The 13,768-nt window shown below is 70.0% G+C and carries 14 protein-coding genes; 3 read left to right on the top strand and 11 right to left on the bottom strand.

From position 1 onward, the window contains the following. Positions 1–180: 180 nt before the first annotated feature. Complete coding sequence (gene rlmN / locus QUD34_RS02895; protein WP_286355093.1) at positions 181–1,257, bottom strand: 23S rRNA (adenine(2503)-C(2))-methyltransferase RlmN; 1,077 nt, start codon at positions 1,255–1,257, stop codon at positions 181–183. A 169-nt stretch (positions 1,258–1,426) separates the two neighbouring features. On the opposite strand from rlmN, the gene QUD34_RS02890 reads away from it, so the two are divergent. Continuing rightward, positions 1,427–3,481 (top strand): M1 family metallopeptidase, encoded by a 2,055-nt coding sequence (locus QUD34_RS02890; RefSeq protein ID WP_286355092.1) that lies wholly within the window; start codon positions 1,427–1,429, stop codon positions 3,479–3,481. A 25-nt stretch (positions 3,482–3,506) separates the two neighbouring features. Here QUD34_RS02890 and QUD34_RS02885 read toward each other — a convergent pair whose 3' ends face one another. Genes QUD34_RS02885 through QUD34_RS02870 form a run of 4 tightly spaced genes read right to left on the bottom strand, consistent with a single transcriptional unit; the run spans position 3,507 to position 5,736 of the window. Next, positions 3,507–4,400, bottom strand: coding sequence for a DMT family transporter (locus tag QUD34_RS02885; protein ID WP_286355091.1), 894 nt, complete (start codon positions 4,398–4,400; stop codon positions 3,507–3,509). A gap of 6 nt (positions 4,401–4,406) precedes the next feature. Continuing rightward, a complete protein-coding gene (locus QUD34_RS02880) occupies positions 4,407–4,832 on the bottom strand; it encodes a hypothetical protein (RefSeq protein WP_286355090.1) in 426 nt (141 codons plus the stop codon). Continuing rightward, on the bottom strand, positions 4,829–5,290 hold the full coding sequence (locus tag QUD34_RS02875) for a GNAT family N-acetyltransferase (RefSeq protein WP_286355089.1): 462 nt from the start codon (positions 5,288–5,290) through the stop codon (positions 4,829–4,831). The genes QUD34_RS02880 and QUD34_RS02875 overlap by 4 nt, the downstream gene beginning before the upstream one ends. Continuing rightward, positions 5,287–5,736, bottom strand: coding sequence for a carboxymuconolactone decarboxylase family protein (locus tag QUD34_RS02870; protein ID WP_286355088.1), 450 nt, complete (start codon positions 5,734–5,736; stop codon positions 5,287–5,289). The genes QUD34_RS02875 and QUD34_RS02870 overlap by 4 nt, the downstream gene beginning before the upstream one ends. Before the next feature lie 86 nt (positions 5,737–5,822). On the opposite strand from QUD34_RS02870, the gene pdxR reads away from it, so the two are divergent. Beyond that, entirely contained in the window at positions 5,823–7,253 is a 1,431-nt protein-coding gene (pdxR, locus tag QUD34_RS02865; protein WP_286355087.1) for a MocR-like pyridoxine biosynthesis transcription factor PdxR, read from the top strand. Position 7,254: 1 nt separating this feature from the next. Here the strand turns inward: pdxR and QUD34_RS02860 are convergent, their stop codons facing one another. Both QUD34_RS02860 and QUD34_RS02855 read right to left on the bottom strand, forming a co-directional pair. Beyond that, positions 7,255–8,523, bottom strand: a complete 1,269-nt coding sequence (locus QUD34_RS02860; protein WP_286355086.1) for a M16 family metallopeptidase — start codon at positions 8,521–8,523, stop codon at positions 7,255–7,257. A gap of 38 nt (positions 8,524–8,561) precedes the next feature. After that, positions 8,562–8,870, bottom strand: coding sequence for an ArsR/SmtB family transcription factor (locus tag QUD34_RS02855; protein ID WP_286355085.1), 309 nt, complete (start codon positions 8,868–8,870; stop codon positions 8,562–8,564). Between the two features lie 133 nt (positions 8,871–9,003). Here QUD34_RS02855 and QUD34_RS02850 point away from each other — a divergent pair, with 133 nt between their 5' ends. After that, positions 9,004–9,990: a quinone oxidoreductase family protein gene (locus QUD34_RS02850; protein ID WP_286355084.1), complete on the top strand. Its 987-nt coding sequence runs from the start codon at positions 9,004–9,006 to the stop codon at positions 9,988–9,990. Between the two features lie 42 nt (positions 9,991–10,032). On the opposite strand, the gene QUD34_RS02845 is transcribed toward QUD34_RS02850, so the two are convergent. From QUD34_RS02845 to QUD34_RS02830, 4 genes are all read right to left on the bottom strand, one after another. Continuing rightward, complete coding sequence (locus QUD34_RS02845; protein ID WP_286355083.1) at positions 10,033–10,821, bottom strand: hypothetical protein; 789 nt, start codon at positions 10,819–10,821, stop codon at positions 10,033–10,035. Between the two features lie 139 nt (positions 10,822–10,960). Beyond that, entirely contained in the window at positions 10,961–11,881 is a 921-nt protein-coding gene (locus tag QUD34_RS02840) for an ABC transporter ATP-binding protein (protein WP_286355082.1), read from the bottom strand. Then, complete coding sequence (locus QUD34_RS02835; protein ID WP_286355081.1) at positions 11,881–12,741, bottom strand: hypothetical protein; 861 nt, start codon at positions 12,739–12,741, stop codon at positions 11,881–11,883. The genes QUD34_RS02840 and QUD34_RS02835 overlap by 1 nt, the downstream gene beginning before the upstream one ends. 2 nt (positions 12,742–12,743) lie before the next feature. Next, positions 12,744–13,682: an ABC transporter ATP-binding protein gene (locus QUD34_RS02830; protein WP_286355080.1), complete on the bottom strand. Its 939-nt coding sequence runs from the start codon at positions 13,680–13,682 to the stop codon at positions 12,744–12,746. Between the last annotated feature and the right edge of the window lie 86 nt (positions 13,683–13,768).

Genomic DNA, 13,768 nt, shown 5'->3' with positions numbered 1-13,768 from the left:
TCACCGCAAAGATAGACAGAGGCAAAGAGAAAAAGATTCGAAGCCACAAAGAACACAAGGGGCTCAAAGAGCACCGGGCACCTGGAATGGCCACTCCAGAGGGCAGCCCTTGCATGTCCACCTTGTGTTCTTTGTGCCTTATGTGGCCAATCTGCAGTCGTTCTGTTCTGCCGTCAGCCTTCAGCTTTCCTTCACCAGCTGCCCACAGGCGCCCTGCACATCGCGGCCGCGGCTGCGGCGGACGGTGACGAAGCAACCGCGCGCCTTCAGCCATTCCGAGAACTGCTGCACGCGGTCCTCGCCGGGCTCGCGGAAGGCGCTGGCGGCGTGCTCGTTCATGGGGATGAGGTTCAGGTTGTGGCCTCTGCGCAGGTCCCCCAGCCAGTCCGCCAGGCGCTGGGCGTCCGCCTCGGTGTCGTTCTCCCCTGCCAGCAGCACATACTCGAAGCAGAACTTCTCGCCGCGCCGGGGGGCCCAGTCGTCCAGGGCGCGCCGCAACCGGGCCAGGTTCCACACGCGGTTCACGGGCATGGTGCGGCTTCTCGCCTCGTCCGTGGTGGCGTTGAGGCTGAGGGCCAGGAGGGGGCGGGGCTCCAGCTTGGAGAGCTTCTCGATGCCGCTCACCAGGCCCGAGGTGCTCACGGTGATGCGGTTCTTCCCCAGGCCCAGGCCCGCCGGGTGGCACATGAGGCGAATGGCGCGGTGCAGGTGATCCAGGTTGTGGAGCGGTTCGCCCATGCCCATGAAGACCAGCGTCAGCTCGTGGCCCCGGTCGGGTCCCAGGTCCGCCATCAAGGCCAGCACCTGGCCCAGGATCTCGCCGGGTTGCAGGTTGCGCAGGATCCCCATGCTGCCCGTGGCGCAGAAGGTGCAGCCCATGGCGCAGCCCACCTGGCTGGAGATGCAGTAGGTCACGCGGGGGTTCCGCACCCGGCGGGGCATGTGGACGGCTTCGATGCGCCGGCCATCCGCCAGCTCCAGGGCCAGCTTGGTCGATCCGTCGGACGACGGCTGGCGCTCGGCGAGGCGTGGCAGGCGCAGGTCCGCCACGCCCTCCAGCCAGCGGCGGATGCCCGAACCCAGGTCCGGCGCACCGCCCTTCCAGGTCCAGGGCCTGTGCAGGCGCCGGAAGGTCTCGAGGGCGCTGCCCGGACAGCCGATCGCCGCCAGCTCCTCCGGAAACAGCGACCAGGCCGAAGGCAGCCCCTCCCGCTCGGGGGCGGGACGGTCCCAGGGCATGGCGTGGTGATCGGTCATGGGGGAGGACACCGGTCCTTACGAAAAAGGGGGCCGAAGCCCCTGTTCATTCTAGCGGCATTCCACCCCCGGACTCCGGTGGCCGCTTCCTGGAACGCGGCCTAGCGACGCCCTTGAATCCGGTAAGCTGAGTCACCCGCCTTCAGCCCACCCCGATCCGGAGTGATTCATGCGCATCCTGCCCTCCCTGCGCCTCGCGCTGTCCCTGTGCCTGGCCGGCCTGTCCACGGCCGCGATCGCCACCGATGCCCCGATCCCCTCGGACCTGGGCCGCCGGGTGTCCCTCTACACCGCCCAGCCCACGCTCGGAGAAAGCCTGGCGGTGAAGAACTGGGAGCTTCCCGTGGGCCGCATGACCTTCAACATGGCCTCCGGCACCGTGGTGCCCCTGGTGTCCCAGGGGCGGACCCTCGGTTTCCACTTCAAGGGAAAGGGTTCCTTCCGCTACCGCTCCGAAGAGCCCCTGGAGCGCAGCGTGTTCGCCTCCAACCACAAGCACAACCTCGAGAAGCACGCCTCCAAGGCCATCCTCAGCGAAGTGAACGGACAGCAGGTCCTGACGGAGGAGATCCGAAGCTTCACCCTCTGGCAGGCCGGCCTGAACCTCGCCTTTCCCGCAGGGAGCGCCGCAGAGGTACCCCGGGATTCGTTCGCCGCCGATTGGACCTACTTCCAGCGGGAGGGACTGGGCGACCGCGGCCAGGACTTCGCCATCCACTTGGCCAACACCCCGAAGGCCACCCTGGTGCGGGCCGAGATCACCGGAGCGGACAGCCCCTTCATCTACATCCTCGATCAGGGCGGCGCACAGCGCGAGTGGCTCTGGGCCACCGCGGATCCTTATCGGCCCGCCATTTACGATGGTCTGCGGCGGATCCTGTTGTCCGAGCAGCCCATCGGCTGGACCTGGAAGGCGCCGCTGGCGCCGCTGCTCAACCTCACGGCCGTCGACATCGACATGAAGGCTGGGAAGGGCGGAGCCGATCTGAAGGTCACCGAGACCCTGGCCGCCGGGGATGAAGGCCTGGCCGTCCTGTCGCTGAACCTCTACGACCTCGTGGACCGGGCCTACAAGCGGGGGATCTACAAGGTCTCCCGGGTGCTCGACGCCGAGGGCCGCAGCCTCGCCTTCCATCACCGGAACGACACCCTCCTCGTCCAGCTCGATCACCCCCACCCAGCGGGACAGCCCTTCACCCTGACCTTCGAATACGGCGGTCCGATCCTGCTCCGCCCCGGCGGCGACAACTACTGGGAACTCGGCGTCGAGCCCTGGTTCCCGCAACCGGACATGGAGGGACAGGCCTACACGGTCCACGCCCTGATCCAGACGCCCAAGGACGATGTGCCGGTCGCTCCCGGACGGACCCTGCGGCGCATCCAGAGCGAGGCCGGGAACCTTCTCGAAGTCCGCATCGACAAGCCTGTGCAGTTCTTCTCCATGTTCGCAGGGGCCTACAGCCTCGTCGAAGACACCAAGGACGGCCTCACCATCCGCGTGGCCACCTACGGCAACAAGGGCGGCAGCATGCAGAAGCGGCTCATCGACATCGCCCGGCAGACCATCGGCTTCTACGAGGATCTGTTCGAAGCCTTCCCCTTCCCGGAGTTCGACATCATCCAGGTCAATTCCCTCGGCTACGGCCAGGCCCCTCCCGGAATGATGATCATCACCAACGAAGCCTTCGACTCGAAAATGGACACCATCAGCAGCTTCTTCACGAAGGGCATCAACCAGCGCTTCGCCCACGAGATCGCTCACCAGTACTGGGGCCACCTCGTGAAGATGCCCTCCTCCGAAGAGCAGTGGATCACCGAATCCTTTGCGAACTATGCCTCGGCCCTGGCCATGCGCAGCATGAAGAACCAGGGGACGAGCGCCTACGAAGGCCTGCTGAGCCGCTGGCGGAACCAGGCCTCGGCCTACGCGGGATCGGGCACCATCCCCTTCGCCAACCGACTCCGTTGGCTCGACGACCCCCGAGGCTCCTTCATGGCGCGCACTTCCCTCCTCTACGAGAAGGGCGCGCTCATTCTCGCCGCCATGCACAAGGAGATGGGCGACAAGGCCTTCGCGATCTTCATGAAGTCCATCATCGCCAACTTCCGCTGGAAGACCGTGACCACCGCCTCCGTCGAGCAGGTCGCTACTATGGCCGGCAGGAAGGATTTCAGTCCCCTGTTCCGCGATTGCTACTGGGGAACCCAGATGCCGCCCCATTAGCCTCGTCGGGGCACAGCCCCAGAGTTCAGACAGGGGCCTCCTTGGGTTGGGGCGGTCGGGGCAACACCAGGGCATTACCCGCCAGGCAGAGGCCCGCGCCCAGGGCCAGGCCCCAGTGCCATCGGAGGCCTTCCATGGCCGTGGAGAGGGCCAGGGCCACCACGGGGATGGCCACCATCGCGTAGCCCGCCCGCCCCGCCCCGATGCGGCCCACGAGCGTGAGGTAGGCGCCGAAGGCCAGGATCGACCCGAACACGGACAGGAAGGCCAGGGAACCCAGGTAGTGGAGAGACGAGTCGAAGGTGAACGGTCGGCCCGAGAGCGCGCAATAGAGGGCCACGAAGGTCGCGCCGTAGGCCATGCTCACCGCGTTGCCCTGCATCACCGGGATGCCGTGCCGTTGATTGCGCTGAGAAACCAGGTTGCTGAGGCTGGCGGCCACGGTCCCGCCCAGCGCCAGGGCCAGCCCCGCGCGGAGGGACGCCGTGCCGAAGGTCGATCCCGCCCCGGGCAGGCAGACGATCCCCACGCCCGCCACGCCGAGGGCCACGCCCCCGAGAGCCTTTCCGGCCAAGGGGGTTCCGAAGAAGAGCCGCGCGCCCAAGAGGTTGAGGATGGCCAGCAGGGAGAAGACCACCGCCATGAGGCCAGAAGGGATCCGCTGCTCCGCAAGGTACACGCAGACATAGTTGATTCCGAACATCAGGGCGCCCTGGAGGGCCAGCCAGCCGTGTTCGCGCCGCGTGAATCGAAGCTTCAGCCCCCGCAGGAAGCACCAGGCCGCCAGCAGGAGTGAGGCGAGGCCGAAGCGGTAGACCACGGAGACTTCAGGGGCCACCCGTCCGTACTGGAAGGTGATGGCGATCCAGGTGGACCCCCAGATCAGCACGGACGCGAGGTAGAGGGACAGGTCGTTCATGGGGCCTCAGGAATCCGGAGAAGGGTGCAGGGCCAGGAGCAGGGCCGCCGAGGAGGCCGAGAAGACCGAATAGTCGAGCGGTTCCTTCAGGCCGAAGGACAGGGCCATGGCGAGGCCGAAGACCGCCAGGAGCGCGGCGCTGCCCAGCGCCACCGCCCGGGCGGCACCGCCGCGGAGCGGCAGCAGCAGGGCCAGACCCAGGAGCAGCTCGGCGGCCGTGGCCGCCCAGGCGAGGAAGGGGATGGTCGATGCGGGCATGAAGCTGTTCACCTGGGCCGTGTACTTCAGGAAGTTCGCGAAGGATCCGTAACCCCGGCCCGGGCCCCAGAGGCCGAAGCGGGAGGCGATGCCGGAGAGGAAGGCCGCCCCCAGGGCCAGGCGGGCGTAGCGCAGGGCCCACCGCGCCAGGACCGGGCGTGACGGCTCCCTCATGCCTTCGCCGCCAGGTCCGCGTGCTCCGCCTGGTAGGCCTCGTAGGGCCCGGGCCTCCAGCCTGCGCGGTCCATCTTCCAGCCGTTCTCGATCTTCTGCCAGCCCACCCGGGCGTAGTAGTCCCGGGCAAGGGGCGCGGCCTGGAGGACCCACTGGATGCCCTCGTCGAGCCCCTGAGCCAGCTCCAGCAGGCGGCGCCCCACACCCGCCTTCTGGTGGGCGGGGTGGACCGCGAGGTCGCAGATGTACCCGTCGTAGACGAAGTCCGTCCAGCCGCGCAGCAGACCCACGAGACGCTCCCCGTCCCAGGCCGAGATCACGACATTGGAGCCGTCGAACATGCGGCGGATGCGCTCGGGATCGTGGATGGGACGGCGCAGGGGCGCGGCGGCGTACAGGGCCCGGATCGCCTCCGCCTCCGGCCGCCGATCCAGGCTGTAGGTGAGGGCGGCGCTCATGCGGATACCCCGGGGAGGTCGGGCTGAAGACCCACGCCCAAGCGGTTCCAGGCGTTGATGAGGGCGATGGCGTAGGTCAGGTCCACCATCTCCTGCTCGGTGAAGTGCTCGCGGGTGGCCGTGTAAAGGGCATCGTCGGCTCCGTGCCGGCCCAGGTCCGTCAGCGCCTCGGTCCAGGCCAGGGCCGCACGCTCGCGGGGGGAAAACAGGGGCGCCTCGCGCCAGGCGGCCAGGAGGTTCAGGCGACGCTCGGACTCGCCGCCCTCCAGTGCCGCCGTGGCGTGCATGTCCATGCAGAAGGCGCAGCCGTTCATCTGGGAGGCCCGCACTTCGAGGAGGTGAAGCAGGCCGTGCTCCAGCCCCGAGGCGCTGACATGCCGGACGACCTGGAGCAGGCCCTGGTAGCCCTTGGGGGCGAGGTCGGGATGGGGTTTCGAGGTGCGCATGGAGCCTCCGGGGCCGGGGTGGCCATCTCCAGGATCGGGTGACATGGCACATTGAAAAGATCCATTTTTATCATTACAACTAGACCATGCGTCCCTGGACCTTTCCCGTCGCTCTCCATGCCGGTCCCTCGCGGGAACCGGTCTTCCAGCAGATCGCCCAGGCCATCCGGGCGGACATCCGGCGCGGGCGCCTGCGCCCGGGAGACCCTCTGCCCGGCTCGCGCACCCTCGCCGATACGCTGGGCGTCCACCGCAACACCGTGCTGGCCGCCTACCGCGAGCTGGAGGCCGAGGGCTGGACCGTGGCCGAGCAGCGCACCACCCGGATCGCCCGGGATCTGCCACAGACCCCCGCCGGTCCGCGGACCGAGGCGATGGGCCGGGCAGGCTACGACCTGCCGGCGCCGCGCCCGCGGAAGAGCCTGCGGGAACCGGGCCTCCTGGCCTTTGGCGGCGGATTGCCAGACCTGCGCCTCGTGCCCACGGACCTCCTGGCCCGGGCCTACCGCCGCGCCCTCGGCAGCCGGGAGCTGCTCGGGTACGGGGATGCGCGCGGAGAGCCGCGGCTGCGCGCCGCCCTGGCCCGGCTCCTCTCCGAGATGCGCGGCCTGGCCGTGGACGAAGGCCGCCTGATGATCACGGGCGGCAGCCAGGGCGCCCTGGACCTGGTGGCGCGGACCCTGATCCGGCCCGGCGACCGGGTGGCCGTGGAAGACCCGGGCTATCCCGCCACCTGGGCCACCTTGCGGGCCGCAGGAGCGGAACTCGTGCCAGTGCCGGTGGACGAGGCGGGCCTCCGGGTGGAGGCCCTGGCGGCGCGGCTGGCCGAGGGACCCATCCGCGCGGTCTACCTGACCCCCCACCACCAGTTCCCCACCACCGTGACCATGGGCGCCGCCCGCCGCATGCGCCTCCTGGACCTGGCCGCGCGCCATCGGATCGCCGTCCTGGAGGACGACTACGACAACGAGTTCCACTTCGAGGGTCGCCCCGTGCTCCCGCTGGCGTGCGAGGATCCGGGCGGCGTCGTGATCTACCTGGGGACCCTGTCGAAGATCCTCGCCCCCGGGCTCCGCCTGGGCTTCGTGGCGGGGCCCCGCGCCCTGGTGGAGCTCCTGGCCGCCCGGCGCGAGGCCGCCGACGGCCAGGGGGACCAGGTGCTCCAGCGGGCGGCGGCGGAGCTCCTGGAGGACGGGCTGATCCAGCGGCATGCGCGGAAGATGCGGCGGATCTACCAGGCCCGGCGAGAGGTCCTGGCCGGAGCCCTGCGCCGGCACCTGGACGGGGCCGTGACCTTCGACCTCCCGGCCGGGGGCATGTGCCTTTGGCTGCGCGTGGATCCGGCGATCGACGCAGAGGCCTGGACGGCCCGGGCGCGGCGGGCGGGCGTGGCCCTCATCACGGGCCGCGCCTTCGACTTCCAGGGCCGGCCGCTGCCCAACCTGCGCCTCGGGTTCTCGGCGCTGGACGAAGGGGAGCTGGAGGAGGCCGTGCGCCGCCTCGCGGGGGCGCTGTAGCTCAGGCCACCAGGTCCTGAGGCCGGATGTCGCAGCCGCGGCGAGTGCCGAGAGCGCTGAGGCCGAGCTGGGCGGGGTCGAGCAGGGCCTGCGCCACCCTGAGAAGATCCGCCGGGGTGACGGCCTCGATCTCCGCCATCTGCTGATCGAGGCTGCGCAGCTCGCCGTGGTGGACGGCCTGGTGGGCCAGGCTGAACATGCGGCTGCTGCTGCTTTCCTGGCTGAACACGAGGCTGGTGCGGGCCTGGAGCTTGGCGCGCTCCAATTCGTCGGCCTCCACGCCCCGGTCGCGGACCCGCGCGCATTCGGCCATGGTTCGCTGCACCAGCTCCCGCAGCTGGGCGGGGGCGCAGCTGGCGGTGATCTGCAGGGCGCCCGTGTCGGCGTAGGGGCTGAGGTAGCTCCCCACCTGGTAGCAGAGGCCCCGGCGCTCCCGCAGCTCCATGAAGAGCCGCGAGGCCATGCCGCCGCCCAGCACATGGCTCAGCAGATGGGCTGCCGCGCGATCCGGCGAGTGGTGGTCCGGCGCGGGGAAGCCCATGACGAGGTTGGCCTGCTGGAGATCCTTCCGCGGCACATTCAGCAGGAAGGGGCGGGTGCGCGCGAGGGCGCCGGGCGCGTGGTCCGTGCCCTTGGGCAGGCGATCGAGGATGGGCTTCAGCAATGCGAGGAAGGGCTGCACCTCGAGGGCGCCCGCGGCAGCCACCACCAGGTTCGGCGCCCGGTAGGTGTGGTCGAAGAAGGCCCTGGCTTCCGCCGGGCCGTACCCCGACACCTGCTCCCGGCTGCCCAGGATGGGATGGGCCAGGGGCGTGCCTTCCCAGAAGCCGCCGTAGAACAGTTCGCTCACCCAGTCGTCCGGCTGGTCCTCGCTTTGCGCGATTTCTTCGAGGATGACGCTGCGCTCGCGGACCAGTTCCTCGGCATCGAAGCGGGGTGCGGTCACCAGCTCGCCCAGCAGGTGGATCAGCTCCGGCAGCTGGTCCGACAGCACCTTGCCGTAGAAGCAGGCCACTTCCTTTCCCGTGAAGGCGTCCACATGGCCGCCCAGGCGGTCGGTGGCGGCGGCCAGCTCGTCGGGCGTGGGATAGGCCGCCGTGCCCTTGAAGACCGTGTGCTCGAGGAAGTGGGCCAGGCCCTCCTCGGAGGCCGCCTCGTGACGGGAGCCCCGCCGCACCCAGAAGCCCACGGCGCAGCTCCGCACATGGGGAAGGGGCTCGATCAGGATCTCGGTGCCTGCAGGCGTGACGGTGCGGAAGGGTTCGGCCATTCAGCCAGTCTATCGCCCTGGCGGCTCGAAGCTCCGCCTCAACGGGGGGCGGTGGCCTTGAGGATCGCCTTCAGCAGACCCGGGAAGCGGGCGTCCAGATCCGGCTTCCGCAGGCTGTTGTAGCGATGGACGCCCTCCACCCGGGTCTGGATGAGCCCGGCCTCCCGCAGGACCTTGAAGTGGTGGCTCAGCGTGGCCTTGGTGGCAGGCAGGCCGAAGGTCCCGCAGGCCCGCTCCCCCTCTCCGGCCAGCTTTCGCACGATCTCCAGGCGCGTGGGATCGCTCAGCGCGTAGAGCACCGCGGGGAGATCGAGTTGTTCGCGCTCAGGATGATGGAGGTTCCGCATGGATCCAGGATGCCCGGTTTCGGGATTCATCAATCAAATATTTTGATTGTATTCAAACTATTTTTATTGACCCGAGCCCCCCGATGGATATACCTATCTATTGTTTGATGACAATCGAACAATAGGAGGCCCCATGAGCCATCGCATCCAGTTCACCGCGCCCGGCGGCCCCGAGGTCCTCCAGTGGGTGCAGGCGGACCTCCCCGCCCCCGGGCCAGGCGAGGTCCGCTTGCGCCACACGGCCATCGGCGTGAACTACATCGACATCTACCACCGCAGCGGGGCCTACCCCGTGCCCCTGCCGGCAGTGCCGGGCTTCGAAGCCGCCGGGGTCGTGGAAGCCCTGGGGCCCGGTGTGACGGGTCTGGCGGTGGGCCAACGGGTCGCCTATGTGAACGGGCCCACGGGCGCCTACTCAGAGGCGCGAAACCACCCCGCCGACCGCCTGGTGCCGCTGCCCGCGGGCCTGTCCGACGAGGTGGCGGCCGCCCTCCTCTTCAAGGGCCTGACGGCGCACATGCTGGTCCGGCGGGTGTGGCGAGCCGGGGCCGGGCCCTGGGTCCTGGTCCACGCCGCGGCGGGGGGCGTGGGGCTCATGCTGACCCGGTGGCTGGCCCGCGAAGGCGGCAGGGTCATCGGCGTGGTGGGCAGCGAGGAGAAGGCCACGGCAGTTCGGGCCGAAGGTGCTGAAGCCGTCCTCGTCGTGCCCCGGGGCGCCGCCTATGACCAGGTGCCCACCGAGGTCCGCCGGATCACGGGCGGCCGCGGCGTGGGCACCGTGTTCGATTCGATCGGATGCGACACCTTCGACGCCTCCCTGGGCAGCCTGGCCCCCTTCGGGCTCCTGGCCTCCTTCGGCCGGAGCAGCGGCCCCCTGCCCATGGTGGATCCCGCCGAGCTGGCAAAGCGCGGCTCCCTCGCCCTCCAGCGGCCCAGCATCTTCCACCACATCGCCGATCCCGCCGCTCTCCGCGCTGCCGCGGCGGAGGTGTTCGCCGCGCAGGCGCAGGGGATCATCCGGGCCCACATCCACGGCACGCTTCCCCTGCGGGAGGCCGGCCGAGCCCACGCTCTGCTCGAATCCCGGGCGACGCGGGGCGCCCTGGTGCTCCTCCCCTGAGGCTTCCCTTCGGACGACGCCTGGCAGGGGCAATGGGGTAAATCAGCCCTCCGCCTCGCTCCCCGCCAGTCCCACGGGGGTGCGGTGGAGCTTCCAGCCGGCCAGGGCCCAGCAGAGGGCGCCGAAGACGAGGAGGGCGAGGAGGGCCAGCGCCGGCTGGGTGCTCACCTGCTCCTGGGCCAGCAACTGATGGGCCTGCACCTGGCCGGCGCGGCTGCCGGCCAGGCTTTCGATGTGGTGGGTGAAGGTGAGGCGCTGCAGGAACGGCGGGAAGATCCGCACCAGCGGCTCCCACAGGAAGAAGTAGAGAGCGCCCCACAGCGTGCCGCGCTTGAAGAGCAGGCCCGCCAGCGTCATCAGGGCCAGCTCGCCCCACCAGGCTCCCACCAGGGCCAGGATGCGGCCGGGCAGGAGGGCCGGGTCCCCGCCGACGATCTGGAGGCCCAGGGCGCCGAGGATCAGCCAGAGGGCCCCCCAGGCGAACCAGGGCAGTCCCTTGCCCAGGGGCAGGGCCCAGGCGGGCGCAGGACGCACCAGCAGCAGGGGCAGCGTGCGCTGTTCCAGATCCTCGCGGATGCCTGCGGGCGCGGCCACCAGGGCCATGATGGGCAGCATCATCTTCACCAGCACTTCATGGAAGACCTTCAGGACCTCGGCCGGATCGCCATCGGCCCCCTTGAGGCGGGCGATCACGGACAGAAGCAGGCTGAGCCCCACGGGAACCGCCACGAGCGCGGCCAGCACCCAGCCGCGCCCCTGCAGGACGCGGGGCGCGTAGCCGCGGGCCGTGGCGCGGAGGGTCGCTAGGGGAGAGGGTGCCGTGGCGATCATGGATTCCCCCAAGTGGGATTGAGTTGGGTGGGATCAGGTCGGGTCGCATCATCGGAGAAGCCTCGCCCTGAGCGGTCTCCGCCCGCCCGGGGCGCGGAGGCCCGGGGGTGTTCGAGCAGCGAGGAACCCCCGGACAGCATCAGGCGTGATCCTTCGTGAGGTATTGGAAAACGGCATCCAGGTTCAGGTCCAGGGGATCCAGGGCGCGCAGCGGGATGCCGCCCTCGGCCGCGGCCTTCTGCAGGCGGGGCAGGATGTCCCTGGGGGAACTCACCGAGATCACCACGGCGCCGTCCTCCATGCGCAGGGCCGCCAGCTCCGGCTGCTCCACGGCCCAGCGGGCCAGCACCTGGGCCTCTCCCGTGAGGCGCAGTTCCACCGGGTGGCGATCCAGCAGCTGCCGGATTTCCGTGACCGTGCCCTCGGCCAGCAGACGGCCGCGGAACAGCAGGAGGATGCGGTCCGTGAGCTGGGCGATCTCGCCGAGGATGTGGCTCGACACCAGGACCCGCGCGCCCTTGGCGGCCAGATCCCGCAGCAGGGCCATGAGCGTGAGGCGCGCTTCCGGATCCAGCCCGTTGAAGGGCTCGTCGAGGATGAGCAGCTGCGGCCCATGCAGCAGGGCCTGGGCCAGGCGGATGCGCTGGCGCATGCCCTTGGACATGCGGGCGAAGGTGAGGTGGGCGCGGTCGGCCATGCCCACGGTGTCCAGGGCCCGGCTCACCGCGACCTTCAGGCCGTCGCCCGACAGCCCCGAGAGCTCGCCCATCATGTGGAGCCAGCGATCGGCGCGCAGCCCCGAGGGCAGCCGATCGCCTTCGGGCACGAGCCCCAGGCGGGCGAGCACGGCGGGATTGCGGAAGGGGGCTTCGCCGAAGACCTTCACCTCACCGCCCGAAGGCGGCAGCAGGCCGGAGAGCAGCTGCAGCAGCGAGGACTTGCCGGCACCGTTGGGGCCCAGCAGGCCCGTGATGCCGCCGCCGTCCGGAAGTTCGAAGGTCGTGGGGCTGAGGCCCAGGATGGGGCCGTAGCGGAGGGAGGCGCGGTCGAGGGAGATCATCAAATCACCGCCTCCGAGGGCTGGGTCCGCCGGGCCGCCACGAAGGTCCAGAGGCCGATGTGGAAGGCGGTGCCGAGAAGCGCCGGGACCCATCCCACCAGGGGACGGGCGACGCCCACGAAGAGTTGGGGCCAGGCCTCCGCCAGCATGACGGGATTCAAGCCGTCGATGGCCCGGATGCCCGTGAGTCCGTGGATCATGGAAGCCAGGGTGCCCGCGCCCAGCACGAGGCCCAGCACCCAGCCGATGCCGGCCCGGGGCGTGGCGGCCATGCTGGAGGCGCCCACGGCCAGCGAGCCCATGAGCACCGAGCTGATGGCCATGGCCGGCAGCAGGCGGAGGGGTGCCGTCACCCACACCGGCCCGTTCGTGCCGGCCAGCAGCAGGGACATCAGCCAGGGCAGCAGCGCGAAGGGCAGCAGGATGGCGAAAGGCAGGGCCGAGGCGAAGCTGAGCTTGGCGAGCAGGTAGTCCCGGGGCGCCACGGGGTGCGCGTACATCAGAGGCCGCACGCGGTAGAGCGTGTCCCTCGCCACGAGTCCACCGCCCACCAGGGCCACCAGGAACCAGAGCAGGTAGCTAGCCGGATTCAGCAGGTCCGCCTGGAAGTCCGCGCCCTGGGTGAGGATCGTCTTGGCGAAGTCCTGCATGGACTTGAAGGCCTGGTTCGTCTGGAGCAGGTGGTCCACATAGATGCGCGCGACCTTCCAGATCAGGAGCATGAGGAAGGCGAAGCCGAAGAAGCGGCCGATCTTCTGGCGCCAGAGCCGGGCGAAGTCGAAACGCAGGAGCACCAGGACCGGGGGATGGCCGTGGCCGAGGTCCGGGGCCGGCGGAAGGGTGGGGGCGTAGATGGGCATCGTCAGGCTCCCGTTCCAGCGGTCGCCGGGGCCCCATGGAGGGCCCGCAGCAGCACTTCGTCCAGGCGGTCGTGGCGCGGCGTGAGCTGCACCAGGGTGGCGCCGTGGCCTTCGGCCCAGCGGAAGGCGGCCTTGGGATCGGCCTCGACCAGCTCCAGGTCATAGAGGCCGTTCCGGCCTTCCAGCACGGCGCCCAGCTCCGCCAAGGCGGCTTCCTGGGCCGCGTCCAGCGGATCGAGGAAACGCAGCTCCACGCGCCGCGCCAGGGCCTTGCGCAGCCCCGCCATGGAGCCCGCCGCCTTGATCTGGCCCTGGTCGAGGATCACCAGCTGGTCGGCCACGCGCTCCACATCGCCCAGCAGGTGCGAGGCCAGGATGACGCCCGTGCCCAGCTCCGCGTGGACCCGCAGCACCAGGTCCAGCATGCGGCGGCGGCCGTCGGGATCGAGGCCGTTGGTGGGCTCGTCCAGGAAGATCAGCTCGGGGCTGTGCACCAGGGCCTGGGCCAGCTTCACCCGCTGCCGCATGCCGGTGGAATAGCCGCTCACCGGCCGGTACCGGGCCTCGTCGAGCCCCACGAAGTAGAGCACCTCGTGGGCACGGTCACGGGCGGACTCCGGCGCGAGGCCGCTCAGCTCACCCCAGAAGGCCACCTGCTCGTAGGCCGAGGTGTCCTCGATGAGGGCATCGTACTCGGGCATGTAGCCGATGCGGGCCCGCAGCCGCGCGGCCTCGGGCGCTCCCAGGCCAACCCCCAGCACCGTGCCGGAGCCCCGGGAGGGCGTCAAGAGGCCCAGCAGGGTCTTCAGCAGGGTGGACTTGCCGGAGCCGTTGGGCCCCAGCAGACCCACGATGCCGCGGTCCAGGGCCAGGGTCAGGCCCTTCAAGGCGGGCGCGGCCGTGGCGGCGTAGCGCACTTCCAGGTTTTCGAAGGCGATCAAGGAAGCCTCCCGATGACGATCGCGGCATTCTCAAGGGCAGTCACGACATTCTCCAGCATGTTGGTTGCTACGAACGGGACCCAGGA

Origin of the sequence: Geothrix oryzae (genome assembly GCF_030295385.1) — a bacterium.
Classification (GTDB): Bacteria; Acidobacteriota; Holophagae; order Holophagales; family Holophagaceae; genus Geothrix; species Geothrix oryzae.
Note: the sequence above shows the minus strand (reverse complement) of the source record. Positions and strands in the feature narration are given on the sequence as shown.

What these genes read in the sequence shown, in the direction of transcription:
- QUD34_RS02855 (WP_286355085.1), bottom strand. Translation starts at nt 8,870, where the DNA reads ATGCGGAACCTCCATCATCCTGAGCGCGAACAACTCGATCTCCCCGCG.
- rlmN (WP_286355093.1), bottom strand. Translation starts at nt 1,257, where the DNA reads ATGACCGATCACCACGCCATGCCCTGGGACCGTCCCGCCCCCGAGCGG.
- QUD34_RS02885 (WP_286355091.1), bottom strand. Translation starts at nt 4,400, where the DNA reads ATGAACGACCTGTCCCTCTACCTCGCGTCCGTGCTGATCTGGGGGTCC.
- QUD34_RS02850 (WP_286355084.1), top strand. Translation starts at nt 9,004, where the DNA reads ATGAGCCATCGCATCCAGTTCACCGCGCCCGGCGGCCCCGAGGTCCTC.
- QUD34_RS02870 (WP_286355088.1), bottom strand. Translation starts at nt 5,736, where the DNA reads ATGCGCACCTCGAAACCCCATCCCGACCTCGCCCCCAAGGGCTACCAG.
- QUD34_RS02860 (WP_286355086.1), bottom strand. Translation starts at nt 8,523, where the DNA reads ATGGCCGAACCCTTCCGCACCGTCACGCCTGCAGGCACCGAGATCCTG.
- QUD34_RS02840 (WP_286355082.1), bottom strand. Translation starts at nt 11,881, where the DNA reads ATGATCTCCCTCGACCGCGCCTCCCTCCGCTACGGCCCCATCCTGGGC.
- QUD34_RS02880 (WP_286355090.1), bottom strand. Translation starts at nt 4,832, where the DNA reads ATGAGGGAGCCGTCACGCCCGGTCCTGGCGCGGTGGGCCCTGCGCTAC.
- QUD34_RS02890 (WP_286355092.1), top strand. Translation starts at nt 1,427, where the DNA reads ATGCGCATCCTGCCCTCCCTGCGCCTCGCGCTGTCCCTGTGCCTGGCC.
- QUD34_RS02845 (WP_286355083.1), bottom strand. Translation starts at nt 10,821, where the DNA reads ATGATCGCCACGGCACCCTCTCCCCTAGCGACCCTCCGCGCCACGGCC.
- QUD34_RS02835 (WP_286355081.1), bottom strand. Translation starts at nt 12,741, where the DNA reads ATGCCCATCTACGCCCCCACCCTTCCGCCGGCCCCGGACCTCGGCCAC.
- QUD34_RS02875 (WP_286355089.1), bottom strand. Translation starts at nt 5,290, where the DNA reads ATGAGCGCCGCCCTCACCTACAGCCTGGATCGGCGGCCGGAGGCGGAG.
- pdxR (WP_286355087.1), top strand. Translation starts at nt 5,823, where the DNA reads ATGCGTCCCTGGACCTTTCCCGTCGCTCTCCATGCCGGTCCCTCGCGG.